This window comes from Desulfitispora alkaliphila (assembly GCF_050433185.1).
Lineage (GTDB): Bacteria > Bacillota > Desulfitisporia > Desulfitisporales > Desulfitisporaceae > Desulfitispora > Desulfitispora alkaliphila.
This window is the reverse complement of the sequence record NZ_JBNPXS010000045.1, coordinates 1-21,843: the sequence shown is the minus strand read 5'-3', so window position 1 is coordinate 21,843 and position 21,843 is coordinate 1. Positions and strand designations below refer to the sequence as shown.

The window sequence follows — 21,843 nt, the reverse complement described above, 5'->3', positions numbered from 1 at the left end:
CATTATCTATTTTTCAGTCAAGTACTATTTATAAAATGAACCAACACTAATCAAGAGTAAAAGCAATTCGCTTTATCTTGCTGCGAAAGTTGAGTTAGATAAGAAGTAGGTTTGTGTCGTAATTTTGTGAATAATTCACCTTGTGTTTAATGTGTTAATATCTTATAATTATACCAGTAAATAGAAAAAGAGGGTAAAAATTGCTTTTGCCTTATACGTTGTTTATAAGGTAAAAGCAATTTTAATATAAGGAGGTGTAATATTGATTAACGACAGACCGTATGAGGAGATTAAAATCGGCGAGCAAGCCAGTTTCTCAAAGACTATTACTGAAGCTGATATAGTAGGATTTGCCGGTCTTACTGGTGATTTTAATCCCATTCACGTAGACAACGCTTTTGCAGAAAAAAGTATTTTCAAAGGGAGAATAGCTCACGGTATGCTAACTGGAGCGTTTATTTCCACTGTCTTAGGAACGGCGTTACCAGGTAAAAATACGGTTTACATGTCACAGGAAATGAAATTTGTTGCGCCTGCATACATAGGAGATACACTAACAGCTACAGTTGAAGTAATTAACAAGCGAGATGACAAGAGAATACTAGAGCTTAAGACCACAGTAACCAATCAAGCCGAAAAAGAAGTAGTTATTGGGCAGGCAAAAGTAATGAAGTTAAAGGATTAAACAATGGGAGGGATACCGATGACTTCAGACGTTTTTGGCCAAAAATTTCTTGAAAATTGGGTTGAAAATCAGAACAAAATGTTAGATACGTGGCAGAAGGTATTTATGCCGGGAGAAGGCTCTAAGGAGGATAAAAGTAAGGATAGTAAAGATGCTACTAATCAAGGATCACAAAATATCATGGACCAATGGGTTGAAGCAAATCGACAATTCATAAAACAAAATGCTGCGTTTTTTGGAGGCGAAGCAGGCCAGGACTTAATGGATAAAATGTTAGACTCCACAGATACTTACCTAGAGCTAAACAAATTCTGGAAGGATCTATCCAATAATATCACAGGTAATAGTACCAATGAGGTAGCAGATTTTTATCAAAAATGGCAAGATCAATACAAAAAAATGTTCTCATCTAATTTAACACCTTTCTTTCCTCAACCAATTCAAGACTACTTCAAAGAACCTCAAGAATTAATGCAAATGTACATCGAAACCACCAACAAATTTTTCAGTCCAATATTTGAACAATCTGGAGATATACAAACTCTAATGGTTAAAAGCTCCTTGGGAGACAAAGAAGCATATGCACAACTACTAAAAAAATGGCGCGAGAAATATGAGAGTACTGCCTCTAGAATATTTAATATGCCTCAGATAGGCTACAGTAGAGAGTATCTAGAAAAACAGATGGAGAGTTTAGATGCTTTCTTTAAGTACATAAATGCTATCAGTGAATTTTCCGCGGTACTGCACAAAGTGAGTTTGAGTAACTTTGAGTCACTGCTTAAGAAATACCAGGAGATGGTCAAAGAAGGGAAACAACCTAAGACCTTTAAAGAATTTTATGATTTGTGGTGGACGACAAATGAAGATGCATATTACAATCTATTCCGCACTAAGGACTTTTCTAAGCTATTGAGCCAGGTGGTAGACGCTAGTGTAAACTTCAAGAAAAATCATGATACTCTCATAGAAGAATACTTAAAAAACATACCAGTTCCTGTAAAAAGTGAAATGCAGTCCTTGTATAAAACTGTATACGACTTAAAGCGAGAAGTTAGAAATCTGAAAAAAGAACTTTCGCAGATAAAAGCTGAAAAGCAGCCGAAAACAGACAGTGATGCTTAATAAGGGAGGGATAAGTAATGTACCCAGCACTTAACTTTGATGCAGAAAAATCAATGCGTGAGGTATTTGATACGCAAAAGCGATTAATTAAAGGCTTGGATATAATGATGAATTTGGATCAAGTGAACTCAGACGAGACCCCAAAAGAGTTAGTGTATCAAGAGGATAAGATGAAACTGTACCACTATAAGCCTGTTGTGAAAAATCCGTGCCCTGTACCAACATTAATTGTATATGCTCTAGTAAACCGACAATACATGATGGATATTCAACAGGATCGCAGTGTGATCAAGAATCTATTGGAGAAGGGCTTAGATGTTTATATAATCGACTGGGGGTATCCTGGGCCTGAAGATATGTACTTGACCATGGAGGATTACATTGATGGTTATATCGACAATGCTGTAAATCACATATTAGAAAAAACGGGTAGCAAGCAATTAAATCTACTAGGTGTATGTCAGGGGGGAACATTTTCCACTATATACTCAGCTCTTCATGCGGAAAAAATCAAAAACCTGATAACTATGGTTACTCCCATCGACTTTGATGTAGATGATGGCTTACTATTTATTTGGGGTAAAGATTTGAATGTGGATAATATGGTAGACACTTATGGTGTAGTTCCAGGAGATTTTATGAATAGTGGATTTTTACTGTTAAAACCTTTTCAACTGATGATGGATAAATATGTAGGGTTGTTAGATAACATGGATAATAGTGATGTAATGGAAAACTTCCTGCGTATGGAAAAGTGGATTTTTGACAGCCCAGGGCAAACTGGGGAGACTCTGAGGCAGTTTGTTAATGACCTTTACAAAGAAAATAAGTTGATTAAGGGCGAATTAGAAATAGGAGATAGAAAGGTAGATCTAAAGAATATTGACATGCCAGTATTAAATATTTATGCCAAATACGATCACCTGGTACCACCTAAATCCAGTATAGCCTTAAATAAGTATATCTCTAGTGAGGATACTAGTACGTTAGATTTCCCGGTAGGTCATATAGGGATGTATGTGAGCTCAAAGTCTCAAAAAGAAATAGCGCCCAAGATGGCTAAGTGGATTTTAGATCGCTCTAATGAAAAAGAAAACAAGGAAGACAAAAAACAGAAAAGTACTCCTAAGAAGAAATAAAGAAACAAGAAATATAGAAAACTGTCATGTGGCTGTAGTTAAAACAGTTCATGACAGTTTTTTTGTACTATTAAACCCCGAAAGGAAATATTTGTTTCGTAAGGTATTACAGGAAACAAAATATGTTTCCATTCTAGAAACTGAAAGGAGCGATAGGTGAAAATGGTTAAAAAGTTCAAAAAATTTGCAGTGGTTGCAGTAATGTCATTGTGTGCCTTCGGGTTTGCAACATCACAGGCAATTGCAGGACCTCCTGATCATGCTGGTGGACCTTCAAGAGGACAAGTGAAAGCTAATGAAACTGAAGATGTTAAATGGGTACCACCAGGTTTGCAGAAAAAAGAAAAGTCTTCTAAGGGTATTCCGCCTGGACTACAAAAAAAGGGAGGGCTTCCCCCGGGGTTGCAGGGGCGAGATAATTTGCCTCCTGGTATCCAAAAAAGATTTGGAGATGTACTAGAAAGAGAAGATGAAGAAAAAGAAGTAATTTCACATGTTGTAGTTAAAGGTGATGAGTTTATTGTCATCCCAAATGAAGACGAAGTAATTGTGAAGTATGAAGCGTTCTTATTAGATGAAGAGGGAACAAAAGTTGAGATTACACCAGAGTGGAGCTTAGAGGAAGAAAAAGAAGGTGTTTATCTTGACGAAGAAGGCACTCTGGAAATAACTAATAGTGCAGAAGAGGGCACCTTTAAACTGGTGGCTACATACAGTCGTGAAGAAGATCGCGAGACTAAAGAATACAAAGGGACTCTAGAAGTTGAGCTTTATCATCAGGAAATCAGCTATATTGAAATTGATGGCAAGAAATTTGTAGGTATAGACGAAGATGAAGAAGGCAGAGTTAACTTAGAATATGTTGCCCGTGTCATGGATCAAAATGATAAGGCAATTGAAGGTGAAGTAGTAAGCTGGGAAGTAAAATCTGAAGATATAGAAGATTTATTCGCTTTATCAACAGCAAAAGAGAGTAGAGTAGTTGTAATCTTTTCACAGGAAGAGGGCGAGTTTACAGTAACAGCAAAGGTTGGAGAGGAAGAAATAACTCTTCAGGTTGTAGTATACAACCCTGTTGCTACTGATCTAGAAGTTTCAGGTGCAAAAGAAATAGTGTTGCCAAGTGAAGATGAAAAGACAACTGAAGAATACGAAGCACGACTGCTTGATCAGTACGGAGAAAAAATAGAAACGGAAGATATTACTTGGTTTCTTACTGATAAGGACGGAAAAGAGATAGAAACATCCTACTTAGAGATTGAAGAAGGGAAGTTAACAGTTACAGATGAAGTTAGTCTAGATTATGTATTTATTTGGGCAGCTTTCAACGACGAAATTTACACCACTTTTAAAGTAGACTTTAGTCAAGAGCAAGAAGAGGAAGAAGAGGAGTAAGAATTAAAACCCCTGGCCCTTACGCCAGGGGTTTTAATTCAACCAGCTTTTTTATATGCATAACAGGTTGAATATTCTTTTTAGCTAATACTTGAGCATCGCTATTGTAGGCAATAAAATCAATCCCGGCATCTACTGCTGCTTTTCCATCAATCCAAGCATCTCCAATCATTACCCATTGGTCACTAGGAATTTGATTATATTTTTCTAAGATACAGTTTACAGCATCTACTGAAGGTTTAAGATAGGGAACATCATCTCTGCCAAATACTTGGCAAAAGAAATTATAGATATGGTTGTTTTTCAGTGCCTCTTGAGCAGAGTTACTTGAGTTATTAGTTAATACAAAAAGCGTCTTAGTTTTTGACAAGTGAGAAATAACATCAAATGCTCCTGGTTCTAACACTGCGCCTTGCATGCCTTCACTTTCGCATTCCCTAACTATGTCCCACATTTTTTTTTCTAATTGAGGGCTCTTTAACTTTCCCATAGCTATTAGTTCAGCGGCTGTAATGTGACTATCTAAGTTAGAAGTATCAATCTGGTTATTTGTTAAGAGAACTTTTAATTGGTGTTTCATTTTTTTGAAGTCAATTTTTGAAGATAAAATAGTGTTATCCATATCAAAAATTATAGCACTGTATCTATTTTCTATATCACTGTTCATGTTAACCTCCAGTAAATATAAATTTAAAAGCCCAGAATAGTATTTTATTCTGAGCTTTTATTGTTACTTTAAAATATTATACATTTGTGCTACGTCCTTGTCCCCTCGACCAGATAAATTAACAATGATAATCTGATCCTTTTCTAGAGTAGGAGCTAAATTGATTGCATATTGTACTGCGTGAGCACTTTCAAGAGCTGGGATAATTCCCTCTGACTTTGATAAGCGCTGAAATGCTTCTAGGGCTTCATCATCATTGACACTTACATATTCTGCCCGACCTAGTTCTTTTAAATAACTGTGCTCTGGGCCGACTCCAGGATAATCTAAGCCCGCCGCAATTGAATGAGATGGGGCTATTTCACCATTCTCATCGAATAAAACATAAGCTTTAAACCCATGAATTAAACCAGGCTTTCCCTTACATAGGGGAGCAGCGTGTTTACCAGTATCTAAGCCTTGACCGCCTGGTTCCACACCCACTATTTTAACGGATTCATCATCCACAAATGGTTTAAACATTCCGATGGCATTACTGCCACCTCCAACACAGGCAACCACATAATCAGGAAGTTTGCCTTCTTGGGATAAAACTTGTTCTTTTGCCTCTCTGCCGATTATAGACTGAAAGTATGCTACAATAGTTGGATATGGGTGAGGACCTACAGCAGATCCTAACATGTAATATGTGTTTTCGTAATTTTGGGCTAAATCGTTAAGAGCTTCATCCACAGCATCCTTCAGCGTTTTAGAGCCAGATTGCACTCGGTTAACCTTTGCACCTAGGAGCTCCATTCGGAAGACATTCAATTCCTGTCTCCTAGCATCTTCTGCGCCCATATAAATTTCACATTCCATATCAAACAGAGCAGCGGCAGTTGCTGTAGCAACACCGTGCTGGCCTGCACCAGTTTCAGCTATTACACGCTTGTGGCCAATTTGTTTAGCTAATAAGACTTGACCGATGGCATTATTGATTTTGTGGGAGCCGGTATGGTTCAAGTCCTCTCTTTTCAGGAAGATTTTTGCACCACCTAGTTCCTGGGTAAGCTTTTCAGCGAAATAAAGTGGGTTTGGTCTTCCAATAAACTGTTGGTATTGGTAGTCTAACTCTGCTTTAAAATCCGCACTTTTAACATTTGCATTAAACTTTTCTTCAAGTAGATCTAGCGCTGGTTGTAACTGGGGTGGCACCTGGGCACCACCAAATTCTCCGAAATAACCTTTTTCTTGACTCATCAAGACTCATCTCCTCTCAACTTAACTAATCTCTTTTTAAAAGTAAATATAAAATCATTTTATCAAATTGTGATTAAAATGTCATTAATAAATTGCTTCATTGTAAAATGAAGTTGAACTAATAAAAAAATCCATAGTGGATCCAACTGTAATATAATTAAATCACCACAAAATAACCAATTACAGGAGAGATGCCACACTATGGATTACAATAATGATACACCATCAACCCGTAAAAATAAACACCTGAACGCTTATGAGCGTGGCCAAATTCAATTGTTGAACTCTGAAGGACTAACTCCATATGCCATTGGCAAACGCTTAGGAAGAGCCCCTAACACGATTAGAAACGAGCTTAAGCGCGGCACAGTACCACAGATTAAAGGCAACAAAACTCAGATGATTTATTACCCTGATACAGGTCAAGCTGTTTATGAGAAAAACAGAAGGAACAGTGGCTTTTGAAGAAGAAATACGTACTTTGCTATATGAATAAACCATCCATAATATTACAGTTGAAAAATTAGTTCAATTTGCTATTGCAATTTAGGTCATTAATAAATTGTCAAATTAGACATATTTTTTTAGCAGATGCATGGACAAAAAAGAATAATACTAAAACAGTGATTATTATGCGGGCTTTCTGATTGAACCTATTGTATTTCCACATAAAATATAGTCCTAATGGGAAGAAAAACAACAAGTTTAAAACAATTATAGTGTGGTAGCAAAAAAAGGTCGTTTGATTTTTTGTGGTTGAGTAGTAGTTTCCAATGTTTAGCCCCTTCCTCAAATTTCAAAATTAATGCTTATAGATCAATTATAAATTCTCTGAATTTTCACAATATCCTCTCTTAAGACCTATAAAAAAATAAATGAAAAGCAGGTATTTTACATGAATTTATATAAATATATAGGTAAAAATAACCTGAAAGTAAAAAGGGGGAAAAGAATTGAGTAAAATTGCTATTGTAACTGATAGTACGTCAGATATTCCAAAGGAGTTACAGGAAAAGTACGATATACATGTAATGCCACTTTCAATAATACACGGCGATAAATCTTATTTAGACGGGGTAGACATTAAGTCAGATGAATTCTATTCTATATTAGAACAAAGTGATGTCCTGCCCAAATCATCTCAACCATCTCCTGATGATTTTATTAAACTGTACAAAAAGCTATTAAATGAATACGAGGAGATCATTTCTATTCACCTGTCACAAGGATTAAGTGGAACGGTCAACGCTGCATTTCAAGCAAAAAAGGAAATAGGGGATAAGGTTAATGTTTTTGACTCAAGGTCTATTAGCGTAGGAATAGGGTTACAAGTACTTGATGCTGCTAAAAATAGAGATAATGGTTTGAGTTCTGCGAAGATCATTGAGAAACTAGAAGAAATTAAGGAGAATACGGAAACGATTTTTACTTTGGATACATTAGAATATTTATACAAAGGTGGTCGCATTGGTAAAGTATCTAATATTATGGGATCTCTCCTAAATATTAAGCCAATAATCAGAGTTGAGGATGGAATCTATGTACCAAATGGTAAAGCTAGAAGTCAAAAAGCAGCTTTAGACAAAATAGTCAAAACATTCGAAGACTTAGCTAAAGACCGCAAGCCCATAAGTCTTTCAGTAGCTCACGGTGCTGGACTGGAATCTGCCAAAATATTGCGTAGTGCTCTGGAGAAAAGTCTAGGAATAAAATGTGAAGTATTCACTCAGGTTGGACCTGTAATCGGTGTTCATACTGGCCCGGGAACTATAGGAGCTGCAGTTCAATATGAAAGTTAGGTGAAAGAGATGAAACTTAAGCTTGCTATTTTTCAAATGCTAGTAGAGGAAGAAAAAGAAGATAACTTATTGAAGGTTGAGCGCATGGTTGTAGATGCTGTCAAGCGGGGCGCGAATATGGTAGTTCTGCCTGAGATGTTTAATTGTCCCTATGATACAGAGTATTTTTCTTCAAGGGCAGAGGAGTTCCAAAAGGTGAGACCTTTAGAAGACTCCAAAAACTTGCAGAAGAGAATAGGGTTCACATTGTGGCCGGATCAGTTCCAGAAAAGAGCGGGGGGAAAATGTATAATACCTGTACTATCTTGAACGATAAAGGAGAATATATAGGAAAACATAGGAAAATGCATTTATTTGATATAAATATCCCTGGGGGTATCACTTTCTATGAATCTAAAGTTCTAGGAGCAGGAGATAAAGTCACGATTGTAGATACTCCATTTGGAAAAATGGGTGTTGTCATATGCTACGATTTAAGATTCCCCGAACTGTTTAGATTAATGCTGGAAGAAGGAGCAGAGTTTGTGGTAATACCAGCTGCATTTAACACAACTACAGGTCCTGCTCACTGGGAGACTCTGTTAAAAGCCAGAGCCATTGACAACCAAGTTTATGTTATTGCTTCTTCACCTGCTAGAAATGACAATGCTTCTTATCACGCATATGGCCATTCTGCAGTATTTAATCCATGGGGAGACAAACTTATAGAGGCGGATGAGAAAGAAAAAGTATTAGAAGTAGAGGTTGATTTTAATAAACTAAAAGAAGTGCGAAGGAATATGCCTCTGTTGCAGCACAGAAGACTAGATGCTTATAATAAAATAGGTGAAAAAGAGAAAAACTAAGGCCATGTGTGCCTTAGTTTCTTTTATACTTGATCAAAATCTAAGTTTGCAACTACGTCCTCGTAAGAAGTAGAGGCAGGCTGCTTATCTAAATAACTAGCATTATGTGCCGTATATTTAATACATTGCATAATTATTTCTGTGGGATTTCCTTTTAGAGTATTGCTGCTAATATTAGAAATAGAATCTAATAACTCTGCAGGGACATTTATGGTAATCTTTTCTGAATTCATTAGTGGAGGCCTCCTTAGTCAGAATCTTTAGTTAATTAGATTACAACAGATGAAACTGACGAAGTAAACATTTAATTAAAAATTTTCAGAAAATAATAAAAAAACTATATTGTATCGAAGTTTAGTGAGCCTACTAGTTCTTCGTAGTCTACGTCTTTTTGCGTTGTAATGTGTGAAGCGTGATTAGCGGCATACTTGATACACTCTAAAATTAGCTTCTGAGTATCACCTTGCAGACTTTCTGAACACTTGTCGTTTAGCAGGCACAGCAAGTCTTTGGGGATATCGATAGTTACCTTTGTAGCTGAATTTGAGTCATCGTACCAAGCTCTTGCTGATTGCATCTAAAACCCCTCCTTATGTCTGTATCATAATAGATAATAATATTTTCTTACTGTAATAATAACACAAATAGCTAGAAATGTAAATATATTATTTAAATTTTCTAAAAATTAAGCAAGGAGGTATCCATCGCCATAGGGTGGAATAATGTCCATAGGGCAAAATAAGTCCATTGTGGTAGGGGGTGATAAAATGACCATGCATTTACTAAATAAAGTTGTTCCGGACATGGTTGATAAGTTAGAGGGAAAATACTATCTTATGAGGCAAATAAAGCTTAAACAGCCAATAGGTAGGAGAAGCTTAGCTCAACTGACGGACAGCAGTGAAAGAATTGTTAGAGGCCATATAGATGATTTATCGCAAACAGGAATAGTGATTAGAGATAATGCTGGCGTTCAACTGTCTGCGTTAGGTGAAGAAGTTCTTGAAAAGCTAGAAGAGATAATGGCGGAGTTTTTAGGTATTGATGACTTAAAAAAAAGGTTAAAGCAACACTTAGGAGTTAAAGAAGTATATATTGTTCCGGGAGATGTAGATATAAACCCTGGAGTTAAAGAGGGTATAGGCTTACTGGCAGCAAAAGTTCTAAAAGAAAAACTGAGTTCAGAAAATACGATAGCTGTGACAGGTGGAAGCACAGTGGCACAAGTTCCAGATTTCCTTACAGGTCAGGAGATAAAGAACTTAGTAGTAGTTCCATCTAGAGGTGGAAATCAAGATGATATTGACATCCAGGCTAATACAATTGCAAGTAGAATAGCAAAAAAACTTAATGCTCAATTTATTCCATTGTACTTGCCGGAGATTGTTACTAAAAGTGCAGAAAGAATTCTGTTGGAGGATGTGGGGATAAGTAAGACTATGAATATTATCAAGAGAGCAGATGTTTTATTACACGGCATTGGAATAGCTGAGGTAATGGCTAGAAAGCGAAATACTGCTACTGGTCTAATGTTGCAGTTAAAAGAGAAGGAAGCCGTTGGGGAGGCTGTAGGAGGTTACTTTAAAAGAGATGGTAGTATTGCTACAGTTTCTGAAGCTATTGGTTTAAACGTAAACGATTTGGAGAACATTAATATCAAGATAGCTCTTGCAGGTGGTAGTAGCAAAGCTGAGGCAATTAGTGCAGTAGCCTTTTACGGACAAATGGATGTTTTGATTACTGATGAAGGTGCTGCAAAAGCTATCCTAGATTAAGTAAATTTACTAAAGATAGTTGATATTACTTGCTGATAAAGATAAGTTAGGTTATTCTAATGCATGGAGGTGATAATATGGAGCAGATTTATTTTGACAATAGTGCAACTAGTCCGGTTGACCCGGAAGTGGTTAAAGTGATTACAAAATGTTATCAAGAAGATTTTGGCAATCCTTCTTCTCTTCACAAAATGGGGCTGAAGGCCGAGCGCCTTGTGGAGCAAAGTCGTAAATTAGTTGCAAGGCAAATAAACTGTAACCCTCAAGAAATTGTATTTACTTCAGGTGGAACTGAAAGCAACAACATTGCCATAAAAGGTGCAGCTTTTGCAAAAGCCAAACGAGGAAAGCATATTATTACTACTAAAGTTGAGCACTCTTCTGTGCTGGCACCTATTGAACAGTTAGTTGAGCAAGGGTATAGCGTTACTTACGTAAGCGTTGATCAAAATGGATTAGTAAATTTGGATGAGCTAAAAAATGCTATTAGGCCAGATACAACTCTAATAAGTGTTATGTTTGTGAACAATGAGCTAGGAACAATTCAACCTATTGCAGAAATTGGAGAAATAGTAGCAAATAGTGAAAACAAGCCTCTATTACACGTAGATGCGGTACAAGCCATGGGAAAAATGCGTATAAATCTAGGCGAGTTGCCAGTAGACTTATTAAGTTTTAGTGGACATAAATTTCATGGGCCTAAAGGAATTGGCGGCCTTTATGTGAGAAAAGGGCTTAAAATACAGAGTCAAATTGTAGGTGGGGGGCAGGAAGGAGATTATAGAGCTGGAACTGAAAATGTGCCAGGTATCGTTGGTATGGCAAAAGCCTTGGAAATAAGTGCAGGAAACTTAGATAAAGCTGAAGAGGTCGGCAAGTTGCGCCAGCGAATGATTGATATTATAGATGGTGAATTAACAGATATAACAATAAACAGCAATTCTCAAAATAGTATCCCCTTTATATTGAATATATCTTTTCCAGGAGTGAAAGGGGAAGTATTGCTTCACTATTTAGAAGGTGAAGGTATCTATGTGTCCACTGGCTCGGCATGTTCTTCGCGGTCTAGAAGTGTAAGTCATGTGCTCAGTGCAATTGGGTTAAATGATGAGGAGATGGAAGGTGCAATTAGATTTAGTTTCTCTCATTATAATACTCTGGAGCAGGCAGAAAAAGCTGCAAGGGTTGTTGTCAAGGGTGTTAATGAGTTGAGAATGCTGATGCGGAGGTAGTTTTATGTATGATGTTGTTCTAATTAGATATGGGGAAATCGGGATTAAAGGTAAAAACAGAGGCGAATTTGAAAAAAAACTAATTAATAATATTAATAAAGTTTTGCACAGTAATGGTGTGGAAACCAAAGTGCAGAAAACTTTTGGGAGAATGTTTGTACCCTTAGACAACAATTGGGAAGTGGTAAAAGAATCATTACAGCGTGTATTCGGGATTGTATCATTTAGTCCTTGTTTTAAGTTGCCTTTAGACATTGAGAAGGCTAAAGAAGCGGCTTTAAACGATATTAAAGGTTGTGAAGGAAAAACGTTTAAAGTAAATACCAAGAGGGCAAATAAAGATTTTGAATACAAGACATATGATGTGAATCATTTAATTGGCTCACATATATTGCGCAATACAGAAGATTTGACAGTGGATGTAAAGAATCCTGATATAAACATCTCGGTAGAAATAAGAGATGAGAATATATTTTTATTTTCAAAAACAATACCTGCTGCTGGTGGATTGCCTGTAGGGACTAATGGCAAAGGTTTATTATTGTTATCTGGGGGAATAGATAGCCCTGTGGCTGGATATTTGACAATGAAGCGGGGCGTACAAATAGAAGCAATTCACTTTCACAGCTTCCCTTTTACTAGCGATAGGGCTAAAGAAAAGGTGCTGGATTTAGGTAGAATTATGGCGGGGTATGGCGGTAAGGTAAAGTTACACATTGTTCACTTTACTGAAATTCAGACAGAGATTAAAAAGCATTGCCCAGAAGACTTGGGAATAACTATTATGAGAAGGATGATGGTCCGAATAGCAGAAAGGCTAGCTAGGAAGAGAAGAGCACTTGCCTTGGTGACCGGTGAAAGTATAGGGCAAGTGGCCAGCCAAACTTTAGAAAGTATGTTTACTATAGAAAATGTCATAAAAATACCTGTTTTGAGACCCTTAGTTGCCATGGACAAAACAGAAATTATAGACCTGGCTAGAGAAATAGGTACTTACGAGACGTCTATTCTGCCATATGAAGATTGCTGTACTATTTTTGTTCCCAAAAGCCCTAAGACTAGACCTCGAGTAGTGCAAGCTGAAAGCGCCGAAGAGGGCCTTGATATTGAAGCATTGATTGAAAAAGCTATGGAAAATATAGAAACAATAGATTTATTTAAAAATCGCTAGCACATTGCTGGTGATTTTTATTTTGTTTAAGCATTGTAATAACTGGCAATATTAGTAATAGTAAATATTTGAGAGAAAGGAGTGATTTTGTGAGCAAATTGTACAAGGTATCAAATATAGGCAAGAGAGTTCTCAAAGACCTACAATACCAAAGAGCAAAGTCCTTTGAAAGTAAGATGGAAGCCAAAAGCGATGAAGATAAATTAGGAAGAAAGATGGATTTAATAGGTGGAATGGTAATCGCTTGGCTGATAGCGGCCATTATCTTATATCAATTTGTTGGTTTCATGGCAGCATATTTTGCAATTATTGCTTCAGGAGCGTATTATGCCTGGTCTAAAAAGCGTAATAGTCGAATGCAAAATATCTTAGAAAAAATGAGACACGAAAAGAACATGCAGCAAAAGTGCTTTGATAGGATTATGGAAGCTTCTGACCAAACTATCAAGTCAGTGATTAAAGATATTATTATAAAAAAGACAGACTACGATAAATTTCAGGAAACAGGTAATAATCTTCCTTTAATAGCGAAAAATGAAAAGGACAAGGCTTTGATCTATTTTGATAAAAGAGATAAAGAGAGTGAAGTAAACATATCGGAACTTAGGGAGTTAATCAATTTAGCAGAGCAGCAAGGTGCTAAAAAAGCTGTTTATATTACTACAGGTACTTTTGTAAGGGGAGCCCATGATTTTAAGAATAAAGAGGCTGGTTTTACCCTCTCTTTAGTGAATAACGACAAATTAGTGCAGTTATTAAAAGAGATAGACAACCCAATTTATACAGAAGAGAAAGATGTAACAGCAGAGAAAGCTAAGCATGGGGTTAAGTATCTAGATAAAAAAGAAATAAAACAAAACGCCTTTGGTGAAAAGAAAATGGCTGTTAAATACTTAGCGGTGGCAGCAGTACTGATATTTATGGGTACAATATTAAGTGGCTGGATGACAGCATTATATTACTTACTAGCAGCATTTAATTTGTTTTTGGCAGCTCTAGCCTATATGCATAATCTGCCTGAGGTGACTGAAGAAGACGCCCTGATTTAAGTCGACACATAATGTGTTGACTTAATTTTTTTTCTTTGGTTTTAAGGATGATTCTGGTATAATAAATTTTTGGGATAGTAAGTTTAGGAATTAAGGGGTGAGGTAGTTGGCTAAGACTTATGTAGTAGGACATTTAAACCCTGACAGCGACTCAATATGTTCAGCGATAGCTTATGCCAGATTAAAAAACAGGCTAGGGGAAAACAATGTTATACCTACTAGGGCAGGGAAGGTAAACAGAGAGACAAAATTTATTTTGGATTACTTTGATGTGGATAATCCACAGCTAATTAAAGATGTAAAGATGAGAGTTTGCGACATTCCAGGATTAAAGGTCAAGGGTGTGCCACCCTATATTAATTTGCGTCGGGTATGGGAGCGGATGCAGGTTCAAAAAGCAAAGACCATCCCAGTTGTAGACGATAACGATAAGTTTTTAGGCCTAGTGACCTTAGGAGATTTAGCTAGAAAATATATGTCAGTTCTTTCTGGAGAAGACCAGAAGCTAAATGATGTGAGTTTAAAGAATATAATGAAGACTATTGATGGGAAATTAGAAGTAGGGAAAGAAGATAAAATTATCAACAATGGCAAAGTAGTTGTTGGTGCCATGATGTCTACATGTATAGAAAGATACGTGGAAAAAGGCTCTATTGTTATTATAGGAAATAGAATGGTATCCCAATTAGAAGCAATAAAAGCTGGAGCCAGTTTAATAGTGGTTACCGGGAATTATAATGTTGACAGTAAAGTAAGGGCATTAGCTGAAGAGAACGATACTGCGATAATGCGAGTTGAGCATGACTCTTATGCAGCAGCTAGATTGATAACCATGAGTGAGCCGGTAAGTAGAGTAATGAAAAATAACGATTTAGTAATATTCTATGAGGATGATATGGTTGAGGATATTAGACCAATAATGCTTGAAACTAGATATAGAAACTATCCAGTTGTAAATGAAAACAACAAATTTATTGGATTAGTAGCTAGGTATCATCTACTTGCTCTTAATGGGAAAAAAATAATTATGGTAGATCATAACGAAAAAAGCCAAGCTGTCCCTGGGATAGAGGAAGCTGAAATACTAGAGGTTATCGATCACCACAGGTTGGGGGATGTGCAGACAGGGGAACCAATTCTATTTAGAAATGAGCCTGTGGGAAGCACGGCCACAATTGTAGCTAGTTTATACTGGGAGAATAAACTAGAACCAGAGCCAGATGTAGCTGGAATTATGTTGGGAGCGATTCTCTCTGATACAATGCTCTTTAAATCACCAACTTGCACAACTTTTGATAAGTACATAGCAGAAAAGTTAGCTGAAATTGTAAATGTTGATATTGAAGCATTTGGGGTAGAAATGTTTAAGGCGGGAACCTCTCTGGAGGGACGAACACCAAATGAAATTCTTCATTCCGATTTCAAAGGATTTAAAATGGGCGAATTAAATGTGGGCATAGGACAAGTGGAGACTATGGATTTAGATGGCCTTGAGGGGATTAAGAATGATTTGGTAAAAGAAATGCAAGATAAGCAGAAGGATCAGGGTTATGATCTAGTAATGTTAATGCTTAGCGATATTTACAAAGATCAAACAGAGTTACTAGTAGTAGGTGAGAGGAAGGAAGCAGTAGCTCAAGCTTTTAATACTAGCCTGAACGATAATTCAATGCTGTTAAAAGGAGTTTTATCAAGAAAAAAACAAGTTGTTCCTCCTTTAAGTAAATTTTTTAGTACAAAATAAAATGGAAACAGGAAATCCGGTTACCAACTGTCGAATAAGAAATTAACAACAACAGATATGGAGGAAATTATATGATCTTCCCAAGTAGGTCAGAGTTTAAGCAGTTGGAGGCAACAGGTAATATAATACCGGTTTTTAAGGAGTACCCCATGGGGGAACATAGCCCAGTATCCGTTTATGAGAAACTGGGTGGGCCAAAAGACAATACTTTTATTCTGGAAAGCGGGAAAGGTGCCGAGAAAATTTCTCGTTATTCCTTTGTTGGTGGAAATCCATTTTTAACATTCAAGAGTTATGGAACGAAGGTAGAGCTTGAGAGTAAAGGTAGAATAGAGTCTTATGAGGGAAATCCCTTAGATATACTCAAGGATCTATTCTCTAAATTTGACTGCGTAAAGTCATCTCAGCTCCCTAAATTTTTTGGTGGTGGTATAGGTTACTTTAGTTATGATGTAGTACGTCATATAGAAAGATTACCAGATACTGCAGAGGATGAATTGAATATTCCAGAAATCTATCTCATGTTTGTGGACTGGGTGTGTATTTTTGACCACTTGGAAGGAACTATTAAATTAGTGGTCAATGCCATGGATGGCAACAATTATGATGAAGTTTCTAAAAGGCTAAATGAACTAGAAGATAAAATTTTCAATAACAGTGGACATGCTCCCTGGTCTTGGGAGTGCGATGGAAAAGCTAGAGATAAAGGAAAGCTTCAGGCAAACTTCACAGAGGAGGAGTTTGCTCAGATTGTTAGAAAAGGCAAGGAATACATTGCTGCAGGAGATATATTTCAGGTAAACCTTTCAGTTCGACTTTCTAAAGAATTGCAAGTCCCAGCATATCAGGTGTATAAAAAGTTGCGGGAGATAAATCCATCCCCCTATAGTGGATTTATAAAATTTAAAGAATTCGAAATTGTAAGTTGTTCTCCTGAGCTCTTGGTAAAAAATAAAGGGGAACTAGCTGAGACTAGGCCCATAGCAGGTACACGCAGAAGAGGTAAGAATAGGGAAGAGGATATGGAGCTAATTAAAGAGCTGTTGGGAGACAAGAAGGAAAATGCAGAACACATTATGCTAGTAGACTTAGAAAGAAATGATTTAGGGCGTGTGTGTAAGTATGGTACGGTGGAAGTTGATGAGCTCATGGTTACAGAAGAGTATTCCCACGTTATCCATATAGTTTCCAATGTTAAAGGGGAATTGGCACCAGAAATGAACAGGTTTGATGTTATTAAAGCAACATTTCCTGGAGGTACTATAACTGGAGCGCCAAAAGTAAGGTGTATGGAAATAATAGAAGAGCTAGAAGGAGTCCGGCGCGGAATTTATACTGGTTCTATGGGATGGTTAAACTTTGGTGAGGATATGGAGTTAAATATAGCAATTCGCACCATACTAGTTAAGGATAAAAAAGCTTATATACAAGCAGGAGCTGGAGTTGTTGCAGATTCTGATCCATACCGTGAATATCATGAATCATTAAAAAAAGCTGAAGCAATGGTGAGGGCTATTGAACAGGCGGAGGAGGTATAGAGGTATGATTTTAATGATAGATAACTACGATTCATTTACCTATAATTTAGTTCAGTACCTGGGCGAGTTGGGAGCTGATATCAAAGTCTTCCGCAATGACCAAATTACTCTAGAAGAAATAGAATCTATTAAGCCACAACACATAGTTATTTCTCCAGGCCCCTGCACTCCCAATGAAGCTGGGATTTCTATGGAAGTAGTTCGAAGATTCGCAGGAGAAATTCCGATCTTGGGTGTGTGTTTAGGTCACCAATCCATTGCACAAGTATATGGCGCTAGCATAATTAGAGCAGATAACTTAATGCACGGCAAAACATCGGAGATTTTCCACGATGGGAAAACCGTTTTTAAGGACGTATCAAATCCCTTTACTGCTACCCGATATCACTCGCTAATAATAAAGGCAGACACTTTGCCTGACTGTTTTGAGGTGTCGGCAAAAACAGAAGAGGGAGAAATTATGGCAATTAGACACAAGGAGTTAATAGTGGAAGGACTTCAGTTTCACCCTGAATCTATACTCACAACAGCAGGAAAACAAATTCTGAAAAACTTTTTAAATACTTCTTATTAGAGAGGTTTAACTATGGGAAAAATATTTCTCAATGGAGAGTACATTCCTAAGGAAGAAGCTAAAATATCAGTATTCGATAGAGGCTTTTTATTTGGAGATGGCCTATTTGAAACTATGAAGGCCTATAAGGGAATACCCTTGATGCTAGAGAAGCACTTAGATAGACTATTTAATGGTGCAGAAGAAATGAAGATAGTAATACCCTATAGTCGGGGTGAATTATCTAAGATTATATATATACTATTAGAGATAAATCAACTTAAAGAAGCCTATTTACGCCTTACTGTAACCAGAGGCGTGGGAAAACCGGGCTTAGATCCAAAGGGATGTGAGCACCCAACAGTTTTAATTGTGGCTTCCCAGCTTACTCCATATCCAGAAGAGGCTTATGTCAAAGGATGGGAAGTTTCTGTAGTTGAAACTCTGAGGAATCATCCTCAGGCACTTAAACCGCATATTAAATCCCTTAATTTTTTAAACAATATTTTTGCTAGAATAGAAGCTTCAGAGGTGGGATCTTTTGAAGGAATAATGTTAAATCATAGTGGCTATGTGACTGAGGGGACAGTGAGTAATGTATTTATTGTAAAGAACGAACAGGTCATAACTCCTTCATTAGAATTAGGACTCTTACCTGGCATTGTCAGGGAAGAGGTATTGGAGTTGTGTATAAGAAACGGTATAAAAAGTACTGAGGGGAAGTTTACGATGACTGAATTGGAAGCGGCCGATGAATGTTTTATCACCAATTCCCTAGCAGAAGTTCTTCCGGTAGTTAAAGTCAATGGTAATACTATAAATACAGGAAAACCAGGATTAATAACTAGACAAATTGCAAAACTATATAAAAAGACAATTGATGACTATTTGAGGAGGTTCTTAGATGAAAGGACTATGGATAACTGAATATCAAACACCAGAGATGAAACTTTCTTGTCTAACAAAGAAAACACTTCATCATGAAATTACACCATTTCAGGAGTTAGCTGTAATAGATACAGAGACTTTTGGCAGAATGCTTTTGCTAGATGGAGTTATACAGACAACTATAAAGGATGAATTTGTTTATCACGAAATGATTTCTCTAGTTGCTCTTAATACACATAAAAACCCAGAACGAGTATTAGTTGTTGGCGGTGGCGATGGAGGTACAATCCGAGAAATTGTCAAGCACCCAAAGGTAAAGAGTGCTACGCTAGTGGAGATTGATGGAGCAGTTGTAGAAGCATCAAAGAAGTATTTGCCTGAGATAGCAGCAGGTTATGCCAACCCAAAGGTAGAGGTTAAAATCGAGGATGGCATTAAGCATATCAATGAGTCAAAGGGCAAGTATGATATCATCATCGTAGATTCCACTGATCCGGTAGGACCTGCCGAGGGATTATTTGCAAAAGACTTTTATCAAGGAATATACGATGCTTTAAAAGAAGAGGGGATATTTGTTGCACAAACAGAGTCCCCTTATTTTAACGAAGACTTAATCAAGCGAACTGGTAAAGATATTGCAGACATATTCCCAATCAAGAAATTGTTCTTATCCTATATACCCACTTATCCTGGGGGGATGTGGAGTTTTACCATGGGATCTAAAAAGTACGATCCAGAAAAGGTAGATATAGATAAATTTCCTCAGCTAGAAACAAGATACTATACGCCAGAAATTCATAAAAGCGCATTTGTGTTGCCTAAATTTGTGCAGGAGTTAATAAAGAGCTAATGCCGCACAAATACTTAGACCAAGGAGCCGGATTTATTGGTGCTAGCTCTAGCTATGAAGAATCAGATACTGTTATTATTGGAGCACCTATGGACTACACTGTTAGCTTTAGGCCTGGAACTAGAATGGGACCAGGCTCAATCAGATCTGTTTCTGAGGGAATAGAGGAGTATAGTTTTTACTTAGATAAAGATTTGTCGGAGCTTAAATATTGCGATTTGGGAGATATATTATTACCCTTTGGCAACGTAGAAGCAAGCTTACATGCTATACAAGAGACAGTTTCTAGTATTTTAGCTGCTGGGAAGTCTCCCTTGACTTTAGGCGGCGAGCATTTAATAACATATCCAATTGTAAAAGCTTTTGCTCAACAGGGATATGATAATTTAACTGTAATCCAATTTGATGCCCATGCAGATTTGCGCACGGACTATATGGGAGTTGATAACTCTCACGCTACAGTTATGCGCAAAGTAGCGGAAATTGTGGGGTCACCCAATGTATTTCAATTGGGAATAAGATCGGGGACAAAAGAGGAGTTTGATTATGGAAATAAAGAAACTAACTTTTTCCCAGAAGATATAGTTAGCCCCCTCAATCAAGTTATTGAAAAGATAGGGGAGAGACCTGTTTATATAACTGTAGACATAGACGTGGTAGATCCAGCTTTTGCGCCGGGTACAGGAACTCCAGAGCCAGGTGGATGCACGTCAACGGAGCTTATCAAGGCACTGCATAGACTTTCAGAGTTGAATGTGGTAGGTTTTGATTTAGTTGAGGTTTCACCCATGATGGATGTGGGTGACTGTACTTCATTATTAGGAGCAAAGCTTACAAGGGAAGCATTACTGAGTTTTTTCAACAAATGCGATTGAAAAGATATTGACATCAGTGCTTGTAATGTGATAATATATAAACGTTCCTTGCGCCAGACGAGGGACGTTTTCAAGAAAAACTCTTTCAAAAGAGTATTGACAAGCTAGTCTGGATGTAGTAAACTAGTATTTGTCGCTCGGGCGATTAGCTCAGCTGGGAGAGCACCTGCCTTACAAGCAGGGGGTCGGCAGTTCGATCCTGTCATCGCCCACCATTTACAAATTGGAGCTGTAGTGTAGCGGTTAACATGCCGGCCTGTCACGCCGGAGATCGCGGGTTCGATTCCCGTCAGCTCCGCCATTACTTGCCTCGATAGCTCAGTCGGTAGAGCAGAGGACTGAAAATCCTCGTGTCGGTGGTTCGATTCCGCCTCGAGGCACCATATATGCGGAAGTGGCTCAGTGGTAGAGCATCGCCTTGCCAAGGCGAGGGTCGCGAGTTCGAATCTCGTCTTCCGCTCCAGGGCGACGTGGCCAAGTGGCTAAGGCAGAGGACTGCAAATCCTTTATTCCCCGGTTCGAATCCGGGCGTCGCCTCCACAAACACACTACAACTTAATATTACCACCTCAACATGCCGGGGTGGCGGAACTGGCAGACGCACAGGACTTAAAATCCTGCGGTCCCTAAAGACCGTACCGGTTCGATTCCGGTCCCCGGCACCATCATATCAAGGTTTTCAAGACTTCTAGAAGAAGTCTTTTTTTTGTTACATAGGCATTTGACCACCATTTTGACCACCATAAACTTTTGCTCCTTTTGACAAAGAATTTATTTTTCTAGAAGGTTATTTAATTTATTTGCTGCTTCAATGTCTATATCTTTCAATACATGCTGATAGTTTTTATGAGTAGTTTGTGTTGTAGAGTGACCTAATCTTTCAGCAGCCACTTTCACATCAATGCCATATTTAAGCATCATAGAAGCATTGAAATGTCTGAAATTTATATTCTCCCATTTAAGTCCAAAAACTTCTCCTCGCCTAAGCCCTAATAGCCCAGCTAGTAGGATGGGCACTTCATCATCGGTACCCGAAACTACATTTAACAGATCGGTAAAATTATTTTGACTATATACATAAGGAGTTTTTTCTTTAACTTTTGGAGCTGTAACTCTATCCATTATATTTCGTTCAATCAAATCATTTTTTGTTGCATCTTTTAGGATAGACACTGCTGAATAGTCTATGCTCAGTATATGTGAGTATAGATGTTTTTACTTATATTGCTAGTTAATTTCCAATAAATGTAGGAATATCAATAAATATGTCGAAG

Annotated in this window: 22 protein-coding genes, 6 tRNA genes and 1 pseudogene; 24 read left to right on the top strand and 5 right to left on the bottom strand. The window is 37.5% G+C overall.

Annotated elements, in window-relative coordinates; all coding sequences use genetic code 11:
* Positions 1-262 precede the first annotated feature (262 nt).
* The 4 genes from GGQ84_RS13410 to GGQ84_RS13395 all read left to right on the top strand — a co-directional run bounded on the left by GGQ84_RS13410 (position 263) and on the right by GGQ84_RS13395 (position 4,344).
* Entirely contained in the window at positions 263-685 is a 423-nt protein-coding gene (locus tag GGQ84_RS13410; protein ID WP_429163320.1) for a MaoC family dehydratase, read from the top strand.
* Between the two features lie 18 nt (positions 686-703).
* The gene (locus GGQ84_RS13405; protein WP_429163319.1) at positions 704-1,810 is read left to right on the top strand and encodes a poly(R)-hydroxyalkanoic acid synthase subunit PhaE; all 1,107 of its coding nucleotides are present in this window, start codon (positions 704-706) and stop codon (positions 1,808-1,810) included.
* Positions 1,811-1,827: 17 nt separating this feature from the next.
* Positions 1,828-2,949 (top strand): class III poly(R)-hydroxyalkanoic acid synthase subunit PhaC, encoded by a 1,122-nt coding sequence (gene phaC, locus GGQ84_RS13400; protein ID WP_429163318.1) that lies wholly within the window; start codon positions 1,828-1,830, stop codon positions 2,947-2,949.
* Between the two features lie 156 nt (positions 2,950-3,105).
* Positions 3,106-4,344, top strand: a complete 1,239-nt coding sequence (locus GGQ84_RS13395; protein WP_429163317.1) for a hypothetical protein — start codon at positions 3,106-3,108, stop codon at positions 4,342-4,344.
* A gap of 19 nt (positions 4,345-4,363) precedes the next feature.
* On the opposite strand, the gene GGQ84_RS13390 is transcribed toward GGQ84_RS13395, so the two are convergent.
* Together GGQ84_RS13390 and trpB are read right to left on the bottom strand one after the other, a co-directional pair.
* The gene (locus tag GGQ84_RS13390; RefSeq protein WP_429163316.1) at positions 4,364-5,011 is read right to left on the bottom strand and encodes an HAD family hydrolase; all 648 of its coding nucleotides are present in this window, start codon (positions 5,009-5,011) and stop codon (positions 4,364-4,366) included.
* Positions 5,012-5,074: 63 nt separating this feature from the next.
* Entirely contained in the window at positions 5,075-6,250 is a 1,176-nt protein-coding gene (trpB, locus tag GGQ84_RS13385; protein ID WP_429163315.1) for a tryptophan synthase subunit beta, read from the bottom strand.
* Between the two features lie 201 nt (positions 6,251-6,451).
* On the opposite strand from trpB, the pseudogene GGQ84_RS13380 reads away from it, so the two are divergent.
* The 4 genes and pseudogenes from GGQ84_RS13380 to GGQ84_RS13365 all read left to right on the top strand — a co-directional run.
* Positions 6,452-6,709: pseudogene (locus tag GGQ84_RS13380) on the top strand (helix-turn-helix domain-containing protein); the annotation flags it as partial.
* A gap of 494 nt (positions 6,710-7,203) precedes the next feature.
* The gene (locus tag GGQ84_RS13375) at positions 7,204-8,049 is read left to right on the top strand and encodes a DegV family protein (RefSeq protein WP_429163314.1); all 846 of its coding nucleotides are present in this window, start codon (positions 7,204-7,206) and stop codon (positions 8,047-8,049) included.
* A 9-nt stretch (positions 8,050-8,058) separates the two neighbouring features.
* Positions 8,059-8,358: a nitrilase-related carbon-nitrogen hydrolase gene (locus GGQ84_RS13370; protein ID WP_429163313.1), complete on the top strand. Its 300-nt coding sequence runs from the start codon at positions 8,059-8,061 to the stop codon at positions 8,356-8,358.
* The gene (locus tag GGQ84_RS13365) at positions 8,298-8,894 is read left to right on the top strand and encodes a carbon-nitrogen hydrolase family protein (RefSeq protein ID WP_429163312.1); all 597 of its coding nucleotides are present in this window, start codon (positions 8,298-8,300) and stop codon (positions 8,892-8,894) included. The genes GGQ84_RS13370 and GGQ84_RS13365 overlap by 61 nt, the downstream gene beginning before the upstream one ends.
* Positions 8,895-8,917: 23 nt before the next feature.
* On the opposite strand, the gene GGQ84_RS13360 is transcribed toward GGQ84_RS13365, so the two are convergent.
* Both GGQ84_RS13360 and GGQ84_RS13355 read right to left on the bottom strand, forming a co-directional pair.
* Positions 8,918-9,127, bottom strand: coding sequence for a hypothetical protein (locus GGQ84_RS13360; protein WP_429163311.1), 210 nt, complete (start codon positions 9,125-9,127; stop codon positions 8,918-8,920).
* Positions 9,128-9,231: 104 nt separating this feature from the next.
* On the bottom strand, positions 9,232-9,471 hold the full coding sequence (locus GGQ84_RS13355; protein WP_429163310.1) for a hypothetical protein: 240 nt from the start codon (positions 9,469-9,471) through the stop codon (positions 9,232-9,234).
* Between the two features lie 190 nt (positions 9,472-9,661).
* Between GGQ84_RS13355 and GGQ84_RS13350 the strand changes: the two genes are divergently transcribed.
* The 16 genes from GGQ84_RS13350 (at position 9,662) to GGQ84_RS13275 (ending at position 21,234) form a co-directional block, all read left to right on the top strand.
* Positions 9,662-10,669, top strand: coding sequence for a sugar-binding transcriptional regulator (locus GGQ84_RS13350; protein WP_429163309.1), 1,008 nt, complete (start codon positions 9,662-9,664; stop codon positions 10,667-10,669).
* A 77-nt stretch (positions 10,670-10,746) separates the two neighbouring features.
* On the top strand, positions 10,747-11,901 hold the full coding sequence (locus GGQ84_RS13345; RefSeq protein ID WP_429163308.1) for a cysteine desulfurase family protein: 1,155 nt from the start codon (positions 10,747-10,749) through the stop codon (positions 11,899-11,901).
* A 4-nt stretch (positions 11,902-11,905) separates the two neighbouring features.
* Entirely contained in the window at positions 11,906-13,072 is a 1,167-nt protein-coding gene (gene thiI, locus GGQ84_RS13340) for a tRNA uracil 4-sulfurtransferase ThiI (RefSeq protein WP_429163307.1), read from the top strand.
* A gap of 89 nt (positions 13,073-13,161) precedes the next feature.
* Positions 13,162-14,121, top strand: coding sequence for a restriction endonuclease (locus GGQ84_RS13335; protein ID WP_429163306.1), 960 nt, complete (start codon positions 13,162-13,164; stop codon positions 14,119-14,121).
* 106 nt (positions 14,122-14,227) lie between these two features.
* Positions 14,228-15,865 carry a putative manganese-dependent inorganic diphosphatase gene (locus tag GGQ84_RS13330; protein ID WP_429163305.1) on the top strand — a complete coding sequence of 546 codons (1,638 nt, stop codon included), beginning with the start codon at positions 14,228-14,230 and terminating at the stop codon, positions 15,863-15,865.
* Positions 15,866-15,936: 71 nt separating this feature from the next.
* Positions 15,937-17,403 carry an anthranilate synthase component I gene (trpE, locus tag GGQ84_RS13325; RefSeq protein ID WP_429163304.1) on the top strand — a complete coding sequence of 489 codons (1,467 nt, stop codon included), beginning with the start codon at positions 15,937-15,939 and terminating at the stop codon, positions 17,401-17,403.
* A 4-nt stretch (positions 17,404-17,407) separates the two neighbouring features.
* Positions 17,408-17,977, top strand: coding sequence for an aminodeoxychorismate/anthranilate synthase component II (pabA, locus tag GGQ84_RS13320; RefSeq protein WP_429163303.1), 570 nt, complete (start codon positions 17,408-17,410; stop codon positions 17,975-17,977).
* Positions 17,978-17,989: 12 nt separating this feature from the next.
* Positions 17,990-18,883 carry an aminotransferase class IV gene (locus tag GGQ84_RS13315; protein ID WP_429163302.1) on the top strand — a complete coding sequence of 298 codons (894 nt, stop codon included), beginning with the start codon at positions 17,990-17,992 and terminating at the stop codon, positions 18,881-18,883.
* Positions 18,861-19,694: a polyamine aminopropyltransferase gene (gene speE, locus GGQ84_RS13310; protein ID WP_429163301.1), complete on the top strand. Its 834-nt coding sequence runs from the start codon at positions 18,861-18,863 to the stop codon at positions 19,692-19,694. Before GGQ84_RS13315 ends, speE begins: the two co-directional genes overlap by 23 nt.
* Positions 19,694-20,569, top strand: a complete 876-nt coding sequence (gene speB, locus GGQ84_RS13305; protein ID WP_429163300.1) for an agmatinase — start codon at positions 19,694-19,696, stop codon at positions 20,567-20,569. The genes speE and speB overlap by 1 nt, the downstream gene beginning before the upstream one ends.
* A gap of 139 nt (positions 20,570-20,708) precedes the next feature.
* A tRNA-Val gene (locus GGQ84_RS13300) sits at positions 20,709-20,784 on the top strand.
* A gap of 10 nt (positions 20,785-20,794) precedes the next feature.
* Positions 20,795-20,870: transfer RNA gene (locus GGQ84_RS13295), tRNA-Asp, on the top strand.
* Between the two features lie 6 nt (positions 20,871-20,876).
* Positions 20,877-20,952: transfer RNA gene (locus GGQ84_RS13290), tRNA-Phe, on the top strand.
* Positions 20,953-20,957: 5 nt separating this feature from the next.
* A tRNA-Gly gene (locus GGQ84_RS13285) sits at positions 20,958-21,032 on the top strand.
* A gap of 1 nt (position 21,033) precedes the next feature.
* Positions 21,034-21,109, top strand: a tRNA-Cys gene (locus GGQ84_RS13280).
* Positions 21,110-21,145: 36 nt separating this feature from the next.
* Positions 21,146-21,234, top strand: a tRNA-Leu gene (locus tag GGQ84_RS13275).
* A 106-nt stretch (positions 21,235-21,340) separates the two neighbouring features.
* On the opposite strand, the gene GGQ84_RS13270 is transcribed toward GGQ84_RS13275, so the two are convergent.
* Positions 21,341-21,742: a site-specific integrase gene (locus GGQ84_RS13270; protein WP_429163299.1), complete on the bottom strand. Its 402-nt coding sequence runs from the start codon at positions 21,740-21,742 to the stop codon at positions 21,341-21,343.
* Positions 21,743-21,843: the final 101 nt, after the last annotated feature.

Bases quoted from the DNA above. Each gene is read 5' to 3' on its own strand.
- trpE (WP_429163304.1), top strand. From the start codon at position 15,937: ATGATCTTCCCAAGTAGGTCAGAGTTTAAGCAGTTGGAGGCAACAGGT.
- GGQ84_RS13405 (WP_429163319.1), top strand. From the start codon at position 704: ATGACTTCAGACGTTTTTGGCCAAAAATTTCTTGAAAATTGGGTTGAA.
- trpB (WP_429163315.1), bottom strand. From the start codon at position 6,250: ATGAGTCAAGAAAAAGGTTATTTCGGAGAATTTGGTGGTGCCCAGGTG.
- GGQ84_RS13390 (WP_429163316.1), bottom strand. From the start codon at position 5,011: ATGAACAGTGATATAGAAAATAGATACAGTGCTATAATTTTTGATATG.
- GGQ84_RS13360 (WP_429163311.1), bottom strand. From the start codon at position 9,127: ATGAATTCAGAAAAGATTACCATAAATGTCCCTGCAGAGTTATTAGAT.
- GGQ84_RS13370 (WP_429163313.1), top strand. From the start codon at position 8,059: ATGAAACTTAAGCTTGCTATTTTTCAAATGCTAGTAGAGGAAGAAAAA.
- GGQ84_RS13345 (WP_429163308.1), top strand. From the start codon at position 10,747: ATGGAGCAGATTTATTTTGACAATAGTGCAACTAGTCCGGTTGACCCG.
- GGQ84_RS13350 (WP_429163309.1), top strand. From the start codon at position 9,662: ATGACCATGCATTTACTAAATAAAGTTGTTCCGGACATGGTTGATAAG.
- speE (WP_429163301.1), top strand. From the start codon at position 18,861: ATGAAAGGACTATGGATAACTGAATATCAAACACCAGAGATGAAACTT.
- GGQ84_RS13315 (WP_429163302.1), top strand. From the start codon at position 17,990: ATGGGAAAAATATTTCTCAATGGAGAGTACATTCCTAAGGAAGAAGCT.
- thiI (WP_429163307.1), top strand. From the start codon at position 11,906: ATGTATGATGTTGTTCTAATTAGATATGGGGAAATCGGGATTAAAGGT.
- GGQ84_RS13355 (WP_429163310.1), bottom strand. From the start codon at position 9,471: ATGCAATCAGCAAGAGCTTGGTACGATGACTCAAATTCAGCTACAAAG.
- pabA (WP_429163303.1), top strand. From the start codon at position 17,408: ATGATTTTAATGATAGATAACTACGATTCATTTACCTATAATTTAGTT.
- speB (WP_429163300.1), top strand. From the start codon at position 19,694: ATGCCGCACAAATACTTAGACCAAGGAGCCGGATTTATTGGTGCTAGC.
- phaC (WP_429163318.1), top strand. From the start codon at position 1,828: ATGTACCCAGCACTTAACTTTGATGCAGAAAAATCAATGCGTGAGGTA.